The following is a 15933-nucleotide window of genomic DNA, read 5'->3' as shown; positions in this document are numbered from 1 at the left end:
TACAGAAGAAATGAAAAAAATAAAATTATCTATATATATATTGTTGCTTTCACTTGGATTTGTTTCTTGTGAGAGCGAAACAACCGACCCTGTTGAAGGGATTGCTACTGCTACAGAGCAAATAGTCATTGGTTTTAGTGATACAAATTTAAAAACAACTGTATTGGAAAATGGAGGTACAGCTACTTATCAAGTTAGTTTGTCTAAGCCATTACCAGTAGATGGAGTGGTAGTTTTTGATATAACATCTTCAGATGGTTCTACGGAGTCTACGAGTGGTGTAGGTGAGGTTTCATACGGTGAAGTGAAAATACCAGCAGGAGAAACTTCTGCAACTGTAACATTCACGTTTGCTGATGATACTGTTGCAGACGCTGAAGAAATATATAATGTTTCAATTAAAAATTTAAGTGTTTCTACAACTCTTATAAAGTATTTTATAACTTTAAATAATAAGAGTAGCGAAAGAACGATTAATGTATACGATACTTTACCTCTTGTAGTAGAGGTGCCAGTTGGAGATATGGACATTGTATTAGATTGGCCAGGTTCTGAAGATTTAGATTTATATTTAAGGTCAGAAGCTAAAATTACTTCTACGGTTATTGCTAATAGTTGGTTTTCTCAACCAGAAGAAGTTACTATTACACAAGCTTTAGCAGATGGAGATTATTTTTTAGGGTTAGATAATTATGATATCGCAACCCCTTATAATATTCCTTGTACTTTATCACTTAATTTCTCTGGAGGTAAGAGTGAGGTTCTTTTAACAAGTTTAGAAACAACCGCTACAGCAGCAGCAAATGGTGAGCCAGATATTTGGTATAAAATCAATAAGGTAACTTATGGTAGTAAAGTAACTTACACAATAATCAAATTATAAGCTAATTAAAATGAAACATATATATAAAATAAGTTCTTTATTAATTTGTGCAATGCTTTTATTGAGTTCTTGTGCGGTTAATGATGATGATGCAATAGCTGTTAAGCAAGTAACGAGTATTACTGCAAAGACAGAAGCGAAAATAAAACGTATAATGACTACAGAAACTAGTTATGATGCGGTAATATCTTTTACGAGTCCTGTAACTAGTTTTTCTAGATTAGCATATACTCTAGATGGAGAAGATATGTCTGTTGATGTTACTCAAGGAAGTCAAGATGTAACAATTACTGTTGATATGTCTGATCCTGATGTACATGTTAGAACTATAAAATTAGTAGACTTAAAAATTATAAATGCTAATGTAGATAGTGTAAAACCAGAAATCTCTAAAGATTTAAATGAATTAAAAATAATCAAAGGAGAAAATACGGTTGTATTTACTTTTACTTGGGGTGACGATAGTGACCTAGATTGTGGAACTATAGTTAAAACACCAGCAGTAACAGGAATAAATCTTTCTACAAGTACAACGTCAACTACTGAGATAGCTGTTTTACCTGATAATGTTGCGGATGGAGAATATTTCTTTGCAATTTTACCATGGACAGTTAATAATAACTCTATTGAGTGTTATGTTAATGTACTTAATGGAACAACAGAAACAGATTATACATGTAATTTAGTTGGAGCTACTCCTGGAGGTTTCTTTGGATACACTACTGTTGCTGATTTTATAAAAATAACAAAATCAACTGATGCAGGTACTGGAGCAGTAACTATAGATTTAGAGCAAGTTTTATTTTAATAATTAAAATAACGTTCTCATTAATTAGTCGCCTATAATTTTAGGCGACTTTTTTGTTTTTTAGAGTTTATTAATTTTAGATGTAATTCTAATAATTATGGAAGAATTCCTGCTTTTTAATAGTTGAATATGTATAGGTTTTTGGTTGTTTTTTTATAATAGGAATGAGTGTTTTAAACAGGGGTGAAACTCTTTGTTACTGAAAATAAGGGTGTTATAATTTGTTTTTTAAAAACAAAAAAACGAAATTTAGCTATTACTAACTATAACCTTTATTTTTATGAAGAAAATATCTATTAGCAAAATACTGCTACTAAATGCATTCTTTTTTTTGTTTTCCAACTGGATTTATGGGCAAACAATTAAAGGAAAAGTAACAGATGTAAATGGTGAAAGTATACCATTTGTAAATGTTATTGAAAAAGGAACTACTAATGGAACAACCACAAATGATGTGGGAGAGTTTTCATTAAATGTTAAAAAAATCCCCACCTCATTAGTTTTTTCGTCACTCGGTTTCACAACAGTAGAGCAGCAAGTCACTGCTAATAGTTTGATGATAAATGTAGTACTGAAAGAAGATAATTCTATTTTAGATGAGGTGGTAATTTCAGGTTTGGCAACATCAACGAAAAGGTCAAACTTAGCAAATACTGTTTCTACAATATCTGCTGCAGATTTAACTCAGGTAACAGCTCAGTCAGGATTTGATAGTGCGCTGTCAGGTAAGTTTACAGGTGCTGAAATTAAAGCAAACTCAGGAGCTCCAGGAGGAGGTATTTCTATGAGGTTAAGAGGGGTTACTTCAATTTTTGGAGATCAGCAGCCTCTTTTCGTAGTTGATGGAGTTTATGTAGATAACTCTACTGTATCATCTGGAAATAATATTGTCAGTGAAGCAGCAGGAGGAGGTAATCCGTCAACAAATCAAGATGATGCATCTAATAGGATTGCAGATATTGATCCTGAGGATATAGAAAATGTTGAAATATTAAAAGGAGCATCGGCTGCAGCACTTTATGGATCTAGAGCTGCTGGTGGGGTGGTTATTATTACAACTAAGAGAGGTAAGAAAGGAAAACCAAGAGTTTCGTTTTCTCAAACTGTAGGTCTTAGAAGTCCAACAAGATTATTAGGACTTAGAGATTGGGACCAAGCAGAGATAACAGCTTTAGGAGGTCCAGCAAACCCTACGTTAAGAGATTACGAAGCTGAATTATTTGACCATACTAGAATTTCAACTACAACTCGTTTTACAACATCAGGAGGAAGTGAAAAAAATGATTACTTCTTTGGGGTTACTTATAAAGATGAGCCTGGATTAGTAGAGAATACAGGATATAAAAAAGCTGCAGTTCGTTTAAATATTGGACAGAAGTTTAATGATTGGTTAGATATGTATGTAACTTCTAATTATATCAATTCAAGAGCGGATAGAGGTTTTTTTAACAATGGTAATGCGAACAGAACAGTAGGATATGCATTAGCATTTACATATCCATGGGAAAACTTATCTCCAGTAGATGGAGTTTATCCATCTGGAGGAGCAGGTTCAAATGTGTTAGAAACAGTAGCTATTACAACAAATAGAGAAGATGTAAATAGGTTTATTGGAAGTATTACAACTAATGCTAAAATATTTGATACAGGTAAAAGCAAGTTGAAATTAGTATTACAAGGAGGTTTTGATCAATATACATTAAGAACAACTAGTATTTTCCCAAGAGCATTGTCTTATTTTAGATCTCCAACATCGTTAAGAGGAGCTGCTATTTCAGGAACAACTGTTAATACAAACTACAATTTATCAGCTTTCTTTGTACATAACTTAAATTTAGATAATGGTTTAAGCTTTACAACACAAGCAGGATCATTTTTTCAAGACTTTGATCGTAATACTGTAATTACAATAGCAACAGGTTTAAATGGATCTCAAACAAATCTAGGGCAGTCTGAAAGTGTTTCTACGCAACAAAACATAACATTACAAAAAGATAAAGGTTTCTTTGTACAAGAAGAAATTAACTATAAGGACAAAATTATAGGTACCATTGGTATGAGAGGAGATAAATCGACAAACAATGGTGATGCAGATAAAATGTATTATTATCCAAAGGCTAACCTAGCTATTAATTTACATAAGTTCGATTTTTGGAGTTTTGAAGAAATAAGTTCTTTTAAACCAAGAATTGCTTATGGAGAAGCGGGAAGATTTTCAAACTTTAGAGATCGATTTACTACTATGACAGGTCAATTAATTGATGGGAATTCAGGTTTAGCTCCAGGTAATTTTAAAGGAAACCCTAATATAGGCCCAGAGAGACAAAAAGAGTTAGAATATGGTGTGGACTTTAGTTTATTTGATAATAGATTTAATTTTGAATTAACGTTCTATAATAAAAAAGTTGAAGATTTATTAATTGAGACGAATAAAGAACCATCATCTGGTTTTGTTACAGAGGTGAAAAATGCAGGAGAATTAGAGAATAATGGTATTGAAATAGCTTTAAATGCAAATATTATAGAAAATGATGATTTTTCATGGAGTTCAAATTTAAAGTGGTGGAAGAATAAATCAAAAATAACAAAGCTTGATGTTCCAGCATTTACAGAAGGAGGTTTCGCTTCGTCATTAGGTACTTTTTATATTCAAGAAGGTTTTAGTGCTACACAAATAGTTGGAACTTATGACGCTAGTCAATTTACAGCAGAAGAAATAGCAAGAAGAGACCCTGAAGGCGATGGCTTTTTTGTATATGGAAATGCAGAGCCAGATTTTCAATTATCATGGCAAAATCAATTTAGATACAAAAACTTTGACTTATCGTTCTTATGGCATTGGAAAAAGGGAGGAGATGCAATTAACTTAACTACGTTATTATATGATTTAGCAGGTACAACTTGGGATTATGATGATGTTGGTTTAGATCCATCAGGAACTTTAACTAATGGAGCCTATAGAGCAAGTCAAGCTTTTGCAAATCCAGAGCCGTTAATTGAAGATGCAGGATATATAAGGCTACGTGAAGTAGGATTGTATTACACATTTAACGATGGTGTGTTTAAGGGGGTACAAAAGGTAAAAGTTGGTGTTTCAGGTAGAAACTTGATAAATATATTTGATTATAACAGTTATGATCCAGAAGCTTCAAATTTTGGAAATAATGTTTTAGCAAATAATGTGGAGGTAACACCATATCCAGCTTCTAAGTTTATCAACTTCCATGTAAATATTAATTTTTAACACATAGGTTATTATGAAAAATATATATTTAAAAACTATTTTATTATGTTCGGTTTTTGTGTTTTTTAGCTGTGAGTTAGAAGATATTGCAAACCCTAATGCGCCAACAGTAGAGAGTTTTTCTGAAGGAGCAAGTCAAGCAGATGTACAATTATTATCAGTAGGTTTAGAAGCTGTAATTAGAAATGATTTAGAGTTTCATTACAATACAGTTAGCTATTTGGCTAGAGAGTATTATGATCTTTCTGGAACGGATCCTAGATATACAGGAGAGGTTTTAAAAGGGCCTTTAGATAACAATGGATTTTTAACAACTAGATCTTATGCCGCTTGGTATAGGGCAGTTAAGGCAGCAAATGTAATGATTACTGCGGTAGAGAATTCATCAGCAGGTTTTTCAGATCAAGTTAAAAACTCATATTATGGATTCGCAAAAACATTAAAAGCATACTCACTTTTAATGGTGGCAAATCGCCAATATACTAATGGTATTAGAGTAGATGTTAGTGATCCTGATAATTTAGGACCATTTGTAACTTACCCAGAGGCATTGGTTGCAATTGATAATCTGTTAAATGAAGCAAATACAAATTTATCGAATGCATCTGCAACTTTCGATTTTCCTTTAAGTTCTGGATATGCTGGATTCGATACGCCAAGTACTTTTTCAAGATTTAATAGAGCTATCGCTGCTAGAGTTGCACTATATCAAGGAGATAAGGCTAAGGTGTTAACATTATTAAATGATTCTTTCTTTGATTTAGCTGGAGCTTTAAAGGCAGGGCCGTCTCACGTGTTTGGTGCTACTGGTAATGATATTTTAAATAATCAATTCCATGTTTTAGGTCAGTCTGGTCAAGAGTTTGTAATTCATAATTCTTGGATTAATGATGCTGAAGCTGGTGATACAAGGGTAACTGATAAAGCTTTTTTATTGTCATCTCCAGCTACATTTGATGGATTAACTGGAACTCATCAAATAGCAGTTTATAAAAGTAATACAGATCCTGTTTATTTGATTAGAAATGAGGAGTTAATATTAATGTTTGCAGAAGCAAATATTGGAACTAACAATGCTACTGCTTTAAATGCAATTAATGTTATTAGAAATGCAGCTGGTTTAGCGAGTTTAGTTTCTCCTGCTGATATTGATGTTAATGATGATAATGCTCTTTTAGAAGAAGTTTTAAAGCAAAGAAGATATTCTCTATTAGGAGAGGGACATCGTTGGGTAGATTTAAGAAGATTAAATAGATTAAATGCTACTTATGTGCCTCTAGATAGAACTGGAGATAATATTATTGATGCTTTCCCAACTCCGTTTAATGAGAATGCAAATTAAACTAATTTAATTAGTTGTTATAAAAGTAAAGAGACCTCATAAACGAGGTCTCTTTTTATTTATATTCTTTTAAAGATAGTTTTTGATTTTCGAAAACTCCATAGGTAAAATACTTTACCCAATCGCCAGTGTTTATATATTCACTGTTTTCTTGTAGTTTAATTTCTAAAGGAAGATGACGGTGACCAAAAACAAAATAATCGTAATGTTTCGTTTCTAATTTACGTTTACAATATTGAACTAACCATTCATTGTCTTCTCCTAAAAATTTAGCGTCATCATCACCTGAAATCAATTTGTTTTTAACCGACATGTAATGACCTAAGCGTACACCTAAATCTGGGTGTAGCCATCTAAACATCCACTGAAAAGGTTTAAAAGTAAAAATCTTTTTCATTCGTTTATAGCCTTTATCACCTGGACCTAAGCCATCTCCATGACCAATTAATAATAATTTGCCGTCAATGGTAAATTCTTGTGGTTTGTGGTATACAGGAATGTCTAATTCTTTCTCAAAGTAGTCAGTCATCCATAAATCATGATTACCCACAAAGAAATAAATAGGAATTCCACTGTCTTTAATTTCAGCAAGTTTCCCCATGACACGAACAAAACCTTTAGGAACAACGGTTTTATACTCGAACCAGAAGTCAAATAAATCACCTAATAAAAAAATAGCCTCAGCATCTTTTTTAACTTCATTTAACCAACGCACAAACCTTTGCTCACGTGGAAAGCTGGCTTCAGCTGTAGGCGCTCCTAAATGTTGATCGGATGCGAAATAAACTTTTGTATTCTCAGAAGTGTTAATTGATATCAAACTTGAAATTTTTGGTAAAAATAAGTATTTTAAGCAGAGTCTCTACAATCAAATTTTATCTACATTTGTTTAAACATCCATTCAATTTATACTTATGAACCCATTTGATGACACTTACTTTATGAAAAAAGCTTTGCAAGAGGCTGAAAAAGCTTTTGATAAAGGTGAAGTTCCAGTGGGAGCAGTAATTGTATTTAAAGACCAAATAATAGCTAGAGCGCATAACTTAACAGAGATGTTGAATGATGTTACAGCACATGCAGAAATGCAGGCTTTTACAGCTGCTGCCGATTTCTTAGGAGGAAAGTATTTAAGAGATTGTGTTTTATATGTAACCCTCGAACCTTGCCAGATGTGCGCAGGCGCAAGTTATTGGACACAGATTGGAAAAATTGTATACGGAGCTAGCGAACCTAAATTAGGTTTTAGTGTATTGAATACCAAAATTCACCCTAAAACCAAAGTTGTTTCTGGAGTTTTAGAAGAAGAATGTAGCTTTTTATTGAAAAAGTTTTTTATTGAAAAAAGGAACTTAAACTAAAAAAGTGTCTGTTGTTTACTACCACTTTCATGTTCTAACAACCATTTTTTTCGCCAAACACCACCAGCATATCCAGTTAAAGAACCGTCGGAACCTATAACTCTATGACAAGGAATCACAATCCAAATAGGGTTTTTCCCATTGGCTGAAGCTACAGCTCTAATCGCTTTTGGATCGCCAATTTGTTTTGTTTGCTCTAAATAAGTTCTACTTTTTCCAAAAGGTATATTTAACAATTCTTCCCAAACTGATTGTTGAAATTCTGTTCCCTGAGGATTCAGTTTTAAATTAAACTCTTTTCTGTTTCCAGAGAAATATTCATCCAATTGAGCTACACAATCTTTTAAATGAATTGGAGTCTCAGTTGAGGTTTTTATAGTATCGTCGTCCAATACAGAAATAGATTGGATTCCGTTTTCATCTCCAACAATCTTTGCTGTACCTATTGGTGTTTTATAATGTGCGGTTTGTAAGTTAGACACTAAAAACTTCTTTAGAATTTTGAGTTGTAATTTTGGAAATTTCATCAAAAGTTAATCCGTAAATATCAACTAGTTTGTCAATAACATTTGTTATATAACTACTTTCATTACGTTTTCCTCGGTAAGGAGTAGGAGCCAAGTATGGAGAATCTGTTTCTAAAACTATATGCTTAATTTCAATTTGGTTTAAAAACTTGTCAATTTTTCCATTTTTAAATGTAGCTACACCTCCAATTCCTAGTTTCATATTGTATGAAATAGCTTTTTGTGCTTGTTCTAAAGTACCAGTAAAGCAGTGAAAAATTCCAAATAAATCATCACCTTTTTCAGTTTCTAATACTTCAAATATTTCATCAAAAGCATCGCGACAGTGAATTACAATAGGAAGTTTTTTTTCTTTCGCCCATTGTATTTGTGTTCTAAATGCTTCTTGCTGTTGCTTTAAAAAAGATTTGTCCCAATACAAGTCAATTCCTATTTCTCCAATAGCATAAAAGTCTCTTTTGTCTAACCATTCTTTTACATGGGCTAACTCTTCTTTGTAGTTTTCTTTAACAGATGTAGGATGTAGTCCCATCATTAAAAACACATCGTTAGGATAGTTTTTTTCTAAGTCTAACATTCTTTCAGTATAGCTACTGTCAATTGCAGGAATAAAGAATCGAGAAATACCAGCATCTTTTGCGCGTTGCATCATTTCGTTTCTGTCTTCATCAAATTGCTCTGAGTATAAATGGGTATGCGTGTCTGTAATCATAACTTGTTAAAGGACTTTTGAATAGTCTAAAGGTGATTTGTATTGTTGTATCTTTGTGGCGACAAAAGTACGAGAAATGGCAAGTTTGAAAAAAGTATTAAGAAAAAAGAAATATATCAAGGTAAAACTTAAGAAGATTGTAACCAATCACCTTGAGTTAAATGCTGAGATTAATGGTGTAAAGGGTAAATTTATTTTAGATACAGGAGCTTCTAATTCTTGTGTTGGATTAGACCTGATTGAGCATTTTAAACTAATTTCTGAAGAAAGCGAAGTGAAAGCTGCAGGTGCCGGTGCTACTGATATGGAGACACAAAAGTCCGACGATAATTCTTTAAAAATAGGGAAGTGGAAAACCAATCAATGTAATTTGGTGTTGTTTGATTTAACCCATGTAAATACAGCTTTAACGCAGCATGATGCTGAAAAGGTTGATGGAATTATTGGTGCCGATATTTTAGAAGCTGGAAAAGCTTTTATCGATTACGATAAGAAAGTACTTTATTTAAAAAAGTTGAAGAAAAAGAAACGAAAAAAGCTAATTAAGGTTCCTTTTTAATCGCTGTTTTTTGTTAAAAAAGGTTAAAATTTAATTTTTTTTACGCGCTTTTTTTCGAGAATAGTATCGATTTCCGTAAACCATATTTACTGAGTTTTGATTAAAATTCACCCTTCATTTTTGAGGTTTTTAAATGTTAATGAATTTTAAACTGGTGTAACAAATGATTTTATTGACCGTCATATTTGTGTAATCAATTTAAATCAACAACCATGAAATCATCAGTAAATAATTTAGTTTTAGAAAGAGGAATTTTAACGTCCGCCTACAAAAGAGAAATTCAACAAAACATCTGTACAATGAAGGCTCAGTCTTTATATGGAGTAAAAAGCCGATTAAAGTCTCGAGGAACAAAATTGTCAAGTGAAACAGGAGCTATCTTAAAAGTATCAATGTTTGTATTAGCTTTAGTAGTAATTGTTTTTTAATAAAAAAAATCTCACCACATTGCTGTAGTGAGATTGTATATGAATAGGATGTTTTAATTTCTAGCTTAAAACTTCTTTAATTCTTTTAATAGCTTCACGTAACTGTAATTCAGAAGCAGCATAAGATAAACGAATGCAATTTGGTGCACCAAAAGCTTCACCAGTTACAGAGGCAACATTAGCTTCTTCTAATAATAACATAGAAAAGTCGTTAGCATTGTTAATTTGCTTACCTCTAATAGTTTTACCAAAGAAAGCAGAAATGTCTGGGAAAATATAAAAAGCACCTTCTGGTACATTTAATTTAAATCCTTCAATTTCACCTAATAAATCTAAAACCATATCTCTACGTGTTTTAAATTCATCAACCATGTATTGTACTTTGCTTGGTTCTGCTAAAACAGCTGTAATTGCAGCTCTCTGAGCTATACAGTTAGTTCCTGAAGTAATTTGCCCTTGCATTTTAGTACAAGCCTTAGCAATCCACTGAGGAGCTCCGATAAAACCAATTCTCCATCCTGTCATAGCAAATGCTTTTGCCAATCCGTTTACGGTAATTGTTCTATCGTACATGTTTTCTATGGCAGCAAAACTAAATGGTTTTGTACCGTAGTTAATGTGCTCATAAATTTCATCAGATAAGATATATATCTGAGGGTGTTTTTCTAAAACCTTAGCTAACGCTCTGTATTCTTCTTCGCTATAAATAGATCCACTAGGGTTATTTGGCGAGTTAAAGAAAATCATTTTAGTTTTAGGAGTAATAGCAGCTTCTAATTGCGCTGGTGTAATTTTAAAATCACTATCAATAGATGAAGGGATTTCAACAAATTTAGCTTCACATAAAGTTGCAATTGCAGAATAACTTACCCAGTAAGGAGCTGGTAATAAAATCTCATCACCAGGATTTAATAATACCTGAGCAACATTGGCAATAGATTGCTTTGCTCCTGTAGATACTACAACCTGATTTGGAGCATAGGTTAAATTATTATCTCTTTTAAACTTTTCGCAGATAGCTTCTTTTAATTCAACATATCCATCAACAGGAGTATATGAATTATAATCTTGATTAATAGCTTCAATTGCTGCGTCTTTAATAAAGTCTGGAGTGTTAAAATCTGGTTCTCCTAAGCTTAAACTAATAATGTCTCTACCTTCGGCTTTTAACTCTCTTGCTTTAGCTGCCATGGCTAAAGTTTGTGAAACAGGTAAACTGTTAATTCTGTCTGATAATTGTTGTGACATTGGTGTGTTGTATAGTGTGTTGTTATTTACGCCAGTTGTGGTTTTTTTCCTAATTCAGCTAAGTGCTTAAAGTGTTCTATAATAGCTCTTCGCGTAGTTTTATACTCGTTATAAGGAAGGTTAAACTCTAAAGCGGTTTCCTTTACAATCTTTGCTAATTTATCATAGTGAATATGAGAAATGTGTGGGAAAATATGGTGTTCTACTTGGTGATTTAATCCTCCAGTGTAAAAGTTAATTAACCAGTTTTTTGGTGCAAAATTAGCCGTAGTGTATAACTGGTGAATTGCCCAAGTGTTTTTCATATTTCCATTCTCATCTGGTAATGGCATTTCTGTTTTTGGAACTACGTGTGCTAATTGGAATACAACACTTAAAATAATTCCAGCAGTATAGTGCATTACAAAGAATCCTACTAATACTTTCCACCAAACAATGTTTAATACAGCAATTGGTAATACAATCCATAATGAATAGTATACAATCTTAGAAATTACCAATTTAGTCCATTCAGTAGCTGGATTTGGGAACTCTCCGTAAGATAATTTTCTTTTTAAGTAATTGTGCATTTGCTTAATGTCGGTAGTAATTGCCCAGTTAATTGTTAATAATCCGTAAAGGAAAATTGAATAATACTTTTGGAATTTATGAATCCATAACCACTGTGCGTGCTTTGAAAAACGAATAATTCTACCAGCATCAATATCCTCATCATGATCTTGAATGTTTGTATACGTGTGGTGTAAAACATTGTGTTGTACTTTCCAGTTGTATACGTTTCCAGCTAAAATGTAAATACTGCTTCCCATTAATTTGTTTAACCACTTTTTGTTAGAAAAAGAGTCATGGTTTGCATCGTGCATTACATTCATTCCAACACCAGCCATTCCAACTCCCATAATAACGGTAAGCGCTAACTTAATCCACTGCGACATATCTACAGTTAAGATTAAAATAAATGGGATTAAGAAAATGGCGAACATTATAATTGCTTTCGAATATAATTTCCAGTTTCCGGTACGTTTAATATTATTTTCTTTGAAGTATGAATTCACACGCTTGTTTAGTGTTCTAAAAAACTTTGCGTTATCTATTCTTGAGAAGTTTATTGTCTTCATTTGTTGTTTGTTTGAACCGCAAAAATAAACGTTTTTACTAGATGGTTATTGCTCAAAGAGAACTTTTTAACAAGAAACATATCTTTTATGAGATAAATGACTATTAAGAATTAGTTTTTTATTTTTGCAGCGAAAAATTCACTTAATGGAGCTTATAAAAAAATATTTTAGCAATTTAACAGAAACACAACTAGAACAGTTTTCGAAACTTCAAGAGTTATATGAAGATTGGAACTTGAAAATCAACGTGGTTTCTCGTAAAGATATTGATGAATTGTACTTGCGTCACGTGTTGCATTCGTTAGGAATTGCTAAGGTGATGCAGTTTAAACCGGGTTCAAAGGTAATGGATGTTGGTACCGGAGGAGGTTTTCCAGGGGTACCTTTAGCTATTTTATTTCCAGAAACTCAGTTTCACTTAGTTGATTCTATCGGAAAAAAGATCAAAGTAGTTAATGAAGTTGTTGAAGGTTTAGGACTAGAAAACGTAAAAACTACGCACGGTAGAGTGGAGGAAGTAAAAGATACTTACGATTTTATTGTAAGTAGAGCAGTGGCTCAAATGGAAACTTTTGTTGGTTGGACCAAAGGAAAGATTGCTAAAAAGCAAGAGCACGATTTAAAGAATGGAATCCTTTACTTAAAAGGAGGTGACTTAACTGAAGAGTTAAAAAAATATACTTCGGCAACTATTTACAATTTGCCTGACTACTTTGAAGAAGACTTCTTTGAAACTAAAAAAGTAGTACACTTACCAATGAAATACAAAGGATAGTTGTAAAACCATACCTTTCAAAATATAAATCTATTAAATAGCTCAGGGCTATTTAATAGATTTAAAAATATATAGCATCTCCGAAGCTATTTCTAAACTTCTTTCAGCATATTTTTCTTTTTCTAAAGGTGTATTGTCAAAGGCTTTAGGATCGTCATAAGTAACAGGAACTCTTTTGTTTGCTCCTGCAATAAAAGGACATCCTTCATCTGCTTGAGAACAAGTCATGATGGCACAGAATTCATTTACTGGATTAAACTCATGATCGTACTTTTTAGAAAAACCAATTACAGGCTGCGTGTTTTCTGAAAACTTTACCGCATAAACTGGATTTGCTGTTTCCGATAAACTTTGAATTTTAAATCCTTGCTGCACCAATGTTGCTACTATATTCTTATTCATAGCCGTTGCTTCTGTTCCGCCAGAATAACAATAAACATTTGGAATGTTTAGATAGTAAGCCATGGTTTGTGCCCATATTTGCGATAAATGACTTCTTCTAGAATTGTGCGTACAGATGAAGTTTAAATTAATCAACTCGTGGTTGTTTACACCTTGTTGAATATAATCGATTAACGGTTGTAGCACTTCTTTTCTATTGTCTGAAATAGTTTCAGATAAATTGGCAATTGTTTCCTCTATTTGAGAAAAGACGGTTGTTTTTGTTGCTTCCATATTCTTTTCTATTAGCAGCATCCAGAGTTAGGAGCGCATGCCGATTGACTTTGTAATTCTGATAATTTCATCTTTGGTTTCTCTTCAGGAATTCCGCAGTTGTCTTTAGCTAAACAATCGGTTTGTTTGGTCGTTAATAAGAAATTCGTTCCATCGAAATCCAATCCGTATTTTCCAATAGTAGCACCTTGGTATTCAACTTCAATCTCTAAATCTGGAATGTTTAAAGCTTTTTCTGATAATTCAATAATATGAACCAATTTTTCTGGGTGCAATCTATGATCGTAGTCATTGGCGTTCCATAGTTGGAAGTTAACCACTTCTTCGTTTCTAATAGTACCTCCACAATCAATAAAGTTCTTTGTTATTTTACCTACTTCGGTTACGTGGAAGTGATTCGGTACTAATTCACCATTTGGTAATTGAAAAGCGATGGTGTTTAGGTTTGCTAGATGGTTTTTGATTTCTGATAATTTCATATCTGTTATTTTTTAATTGTAATATTACGATGAATAGATGTAAATTTTTTTAGCAGCAACTGTCTAAATTGCTATTAAAGTCTAAAAAGTTATTCAGTAAGGATTTTACTTTTTCCCAGTGCTCCTGATTTATACAGTAGCATACACTAGTTCCTTCAATACTTCCTTTGATAAGGTTTAAGTTTTTTAATTCTTTTAAATGTTGTGATATTGTAGGTTGGGCTAAACCAATTACTTCTACCAAATCGCCACAAACACATGAATTCATTTTAAACAAATACTGTAAAATAGCAATACGAGCAGGGTGCCCTAATGCTTTAGCTATTTTAGCAAGCTCATTTTGTTCGGCAGTGAATATTTCAGATTTGGTAAGTCCCATTCGTTTAATTATTATATTGCAATATTACGATTAATATTTAAAACGGACACATTTTTAACAATAATTTTTTGTTATCCGTAAGTTGTTATAATTTATAAGTGGTTTAGTACCAACGTTTTTTTCGTTTCTTAGACGCTTCAGATTTACGTCCTTTCTTGTGTTTGCTAATGGTATTCGGTTGCTTTTTCTTTTTTGGTTTTTGTAAAGCGAAAGGATGATCTTCAACAATTTTTATAGATCTACCTATGAATTCTTGAATGGCTTTGATGTATGAAGTTTCATCTGCGCTACATAAAGAAAAGGCAATTCCCGATTTTCCTGCTCTACCTGTTCTACCGATTCTATGTACATAGGTTTCTGGAATGTTAGGCAGGTCGACATTAATCACAGCATCTATTTTACTAATGTCTATACCACGTGCCGCAACATCCGTAGCAATTAAGATATTTACTTTGTTATTTTTAAAGTTTTCGATGGCTTCGTTACGAAGTGCTTGCGATTTATCGCCGTGAACACTTGTTGCTTTGTAGCCGTTCTTTAAAAGAGTTTTTTCAAGTTTATCTACTCCAAACTTTGTACGTCTGAAAATAATAATACGTCCATTAATGGTATTACGAAGCAGGTGCAAACATAAATCTACTTTGTTCTTTTTTGGTGTATAGTATAATAACTGACCAATGTTGTTTGAAGTACTTTCCGATGGCGTAACAGAAACCGTTTCTGGCTTGTATAACATTGAGGAAGCTAGCTGTGTAACTTTCTCTGGCATGGTTGCCGAAAACAACAAGGTTTGTTTTTTACGAGGACATAGTTCTTCAATCTTCTTCACATCGTGAATAAAGCCCATGTCTAGCATTAAATCTGCCTCATCTAATACAAAGGTTTTTAATATACGTAAATCAATATCGCCTTGTTTGTGTAAATCGATAAAACGACCCGGAGTAGCTATTAAAATATCGACACCTTTAGCTAACAGCTCTTTTTGAGGTTTAATAGAAACACCTCCATAAATAGCCGTGGTTCTTAAGTTGGTGTATTTGCTGTATGTTTTAAAGTTTTCTTCAATTTGTATGGCCAATTCACGTGTAGGACTTACAATTAATGCTTTTATTTTCTTCGCTCTTTTTTCAGCATCTGGTTCTTTTGCTAAATGATGAATAATAGGCAATGCAAAAGCCGCAGTTTTACCCGTACCTGTTTGCGCTGCAACAATAACATCTTTCTTTTCTAAGATTATTGGAATCGCTTTTTCCTGTACCAAGGTTGGTTTGTGGTATCTTTCTTCTGTAAGTGCCTTTACAATAGATTTATTTAGCTGTAAGTCTGAAAACTGCATTGATTCTTTTTTGCAAAGGTAGTTTAAATGCAACAACGTTTGGTATTTAATTTACACGT

17 protein-coding genes are annotated in these 15933 nt (G+C 32.8%); 8 read left to right on the top strand and 9 right to left on the bottom strand.

Translation table 11 applies throughout. The annotated features are described in order from the left end of the window. The first annotated feature begins 10 nt into the window (after positions 1–10). From MHN29_RS16020 to MHN29_RS16005, 4 genes are all read left to right on the top strand, one after another. Positions 11–883: a hypothetical protein gene (locus tag MHN29_RS16020; RefSeq protein ID WP_235275530.1), complete on the top strand. Its 873-nt coding sequence runs from the start codon at positions 11–13 to the stop codon at positions 881–883. 10 nt (positions 884–893) lie between these two features. Next, positions 894–1691, top strand: coding sequence for a hypothetical protein (locus tag MHN29_RS16015; protein WP_235275529.1), 798 nt, complete (start codon positions 894–896; stop codon positions 1689–1691). A gap of 280 nt (positions 1692–1971) precedes the next feature. Next, on the top strand, positions 1972–4935 hold the full coding sequence (locus MHN29_RS16010; RefSeq protein ID WP_235275528.1) for a SusC/RagA family TonB-linked outer membrane protein: 2964 nt from the start codon (positions 1972–1974) through the stop codon (positions 4933–4935). A gap of 13 nt (positions 4936–4948) precedes the next feature. Continuing rightward, entirely contained in the window at positions 4949–6277 is a 1329-nt protein-coding gene (locus MHN29_RS16005) for a RagB/SusD family nutrient uptake outer membrane protein (RefSeq protein ID WP_235275527.1), read from the top strand. 55 nt (positions 6278–6332) lie between these two features. Here the strand turns inward: MHN29_RS16005 and MHN29_RS16000 are convergent, their stop codons facing one another. Next, positions 6333–7097, bottom strand: a complete 765-nt coding sequence (locus tag MHN29_RS16000) for a UDP-2,3-diacylglucosamine diphosphatase (protein ID WP_235275526.1) — start codon at positions 7095–7097, stop codon at positions 6333–6335. 94 nt (positions 7098–7191) lie between these two features. Here MHN29_RS16000 and MHN29_RS15995 point away from each other — a divergent pair, with 94 nt between their 5' ends. Further along, positions 7192–7638 (top strand): nucleoside deaminase, encoded by a 447-nt coding sequence (locus MHN29_RS15995; protein WP_235275525.1) that lies wholly within the window; start codon positions 7192–7194, stop codon positions 7636–7638. On the opposite strand, the gene MHN29_RS15990 is transcribed toward MHN29_RS15995, so the two are convergent. Then, positions 7635–8120 carry a methylated-DNA--[protein]-cysteine S-methyltransferase gene (locus MHN29_RS15990; protein WP_235275524.1) on the bottom strand — a complete coding sequence of 162 codons (486 nt, stop codon included), beginning with the start codon at positions 8118–8120 and terminating at the stop codon, positions 7635–7637. The genes MHN29_RS15995 and MHN29_RS15990 overlap by 4 nt on opposite strands. Continuing rightward, on the bottom strand, positions 8113–8877 hold the full coding sequence (locus tag MHN29_RS15985; RefSeq protein ID WP_235275523.1) for a TatD family hydrolase: 765 nt from the start codon (positions 8875–8877) through the stop codon (positions 8113–8115). The genes MHN29_RS15990 and MHN29_RS15985 overlap by 8 nt, the downstream gene beginning before the upstream one ends. Before the next feature lie 76 nt (positions 8878–8953). Here MHN29_RS15985 and MHN29_RS15980 point away from each other — a divergent pair, with 76 nt between their 5' ends. Beyond that, positions 8954–9436: a retropepsin-like aspartic protease gene (locus MHN29_RS15980; RefSeq protein ID WP_235275522.1), complete on the top strand. Its 483-nt coding sequence runs from the start codon at positions 8954–8956 to the stop codon at positions 9434–9436. A gap of 212 nt (positions 9437–9648) precedes the next feature. Beyond that, the gene (locus MHN29_RS15975; protein WP_150899317.1) at positions 9649–9864 is read left to right on the top strand and encodes a hypothetical protein; all 216 of its coding nucleotides are present in this window, start codon (positions 9649–9651) and stop codon (positions 9862–9864) included. 60 nt (positions 9865–9924) lie between these two features. Here the strand turns inward: MHN29_RS15975 and MHN29_RS15970 are convergent, their stop codons facing one another. After that, a complete protein-coding gene (locus MHN29_RS15970) occupies positions 9925–11112 on the bottom strand; it encodes a pyridoxal phosphate-dependent aminotransferase (protein ID WP_235275521.1) in 1188 nt (395 codons plus the stop codon). A gap of 26 nt (positions 11113–11138) precedes the next feature. Continuing rightward, positions 11139–12230: an acyl-CoA desaturase gene (locus MHN29_RS15965; RefSeq protein ID WP_235275520.1), complete on the bottom strand. Its 1092-nt coding sequence runs from the start codon at positions 12228–12230 to the stop codon at positions 11139–11141. A gap of 145 nt (positions 12231–12375) precedes the next feature. Between MHN29_RS15965 and rsmG the strand changes: the two genes are divergently transcribed. Next, a complete protein-coding gene (rsmG, locus tag MHN29_RS15960; protein ID WP_150899315.1) occupies positions 12376–13005 on the top strand; it encodes a 16S rRNA (guanine(527)-N(7))-methyltransferase RsmG in 630 nt (209 codons plus the stop codon). A 48-nt stretch (positions 13006–13053) separates the two neighbouring features. Here rsmG and MHN29_RS15955 read toward each other — a convergent pair whose 3' ends face one another. The 4 genes from MHN29_RS15955 to MHN29_RS15940 form a co-directional block, all read right to left on the bottom strand. Beyond that, positions 13054–13680 (bottom strand): low molecular weight phosphatase family protein, encoded by a 627-nt coding sequence (locus MHN29_RS15955; RefSeq protein WP_235275519.1) that lies wholly within the window; start codon positions 13678–13680, stop codon positions 13054–13056. 11 nt (positions 13681–13691) lie between these two features. Continuing rightward, positions 13692–14159 (bottom strand): DUF6428 family protein, encoded by a 468-nt coding sequence (locus tag MHN29_RS15950; protein WP_150899313.1) that lies wholly within the window; start codon positions 14157–14159, stop codon positions 13692–13694. A 49-nt stretch (positions 14160–14208) separates the two neighbouring features. Next, a complete protein-coding gene (locus MHN29_RS15945; RefSeq protein ID WP_235275518.1) occupies positions 14209–14538 on the bottom strand; it encodes a helix-turn-helix transcriptional regulator in 330 nt (109 codons plus the stop codon). Between the two features lie 103 nt (positions 14539–14641). Continuing rightward, a complete protein-coding gene (locus MHN29_RS15940; RefSeq protein ID WP_235275517.1) occupies positions 14642–15874 on the bottom strand; it encodes a DEAD/DEAH box helicase in 1233 nt (410 codons plus the stop codon). Between the last annotated feature and the right edge of the window lie 59 nt (positions 15875–15933).

Source organism: Tenacibaculum sp. Cn5-46 (assembly GCF_022347705.1).
Classification (GTDB): Bacteria; Bacteroidota; Bacteroidia; order Flavobacteriales; family Flavobacteriaceae; genus Polaribacter; species Polaribacter aiptasiae.
The sequence above is the reverse complement of the archived record's forward strand: the minus strand, read 5'-3'. Positions and strand labels throughout refer to the sequence as shown.

Coding starts and splice junctions, on each gene's coding strand:
- MHN29_RS15985 (WP_235275523.1), bottom strand. CDS start 8,877: ATGATTACAGACACGCATACCCATTTATACTCAGAGCAATTTGATGAA.
- MHN29_RS15965 (WP_235275520.1), bottom strand. CDS start 12,230: ATGAAGACAATAAACTTCTCAAGAATAGATAACGCAAAGTTTTTTAGA.
- MHN29_RS16020 (WP_235275530.1), top strand. CDS start 11: ATGAAAAAAATAAAATTATCTATATATATATTGTTGCTTTCACTTGGA.
- MHN29_RS15945 (WP_235275518.1), bottom strand. CDS start 14,538: ATGGGACTTACCAAATCTGAAATATTCACTGCCGAACAAAATGAGCTT.
- MHN29_RS15955 (WP_235275519.1), bottom strand. CDS start 13,680: ATGGAAGCAACAAAAACAACCGTCTTTTCTCAAATAGAGGAAACAATT.
- MHN29_RS15940 (WP_235275517.1), bottom strand. CDS start 15,874: ATGCAGTTTTCAGACTTACAGCTAAATAAATCTATTGTAAAGGCACTT.
- MHN29_RS15980 (WP_235275522.1), top strand. CDS start 8,954: ATGGCAAGTTTGAAAAAAGTATTAAGAAAAAAGAAATATATCAAGGTA.
- MHN29_RS15970 (WP_235275521.1), bottom strand. CDS start 11,112: ATGTCACAACAATTATCAGACAGAATTAACAGTTTACCTGTTTCACAA.
- MHN29_RS16015 (WP_235275529.1), top strand. CDS start 894: ATGAAACATATATATAAAATAAGTTCTTTATTAATTTGTGCAATGCTT.
- MHN29_RS16010 (WP_235275528.1), top strand. CDS start 1,972: ATGAAGAAAATATCTATTAGCAAAATACTGCTACTAAATGCATTCTTT.
- MHN29_RS16005 (WP_235275527.1), top strand. CDS start 4,949: ATGAAAAATATATATTTAAAAACTATTTTATTATGTTCGGTTTTTGTG.
- MHN29_RS15950 (WP_150899313.1), bottom strand. CDS start 14,159: ATGAAATTATCAGAAATCAAAAACCATCTAGCAAACCTAAACACCATC.
- MHN29_RS15975 (WP_150899317.1), top strand. CDS start 9,649: ATGAAATCATCAGTAAATAATTTAGTTTTAGAAAGAGGAATTTTAACG.
- MHN29_RS15995 (WP_235275525.1), top strand. CDS start 7,192: ATGAACCCATTTGATGACACTTACTTTATGAAAAAAGCTTTGCAAGAG.
- rsmG (WP_150899315.1), top strand. CDS start 12,376: ATGGAGCTTATAAAAAAATATTTTAGCAATTTAACAGAAACACAACTA.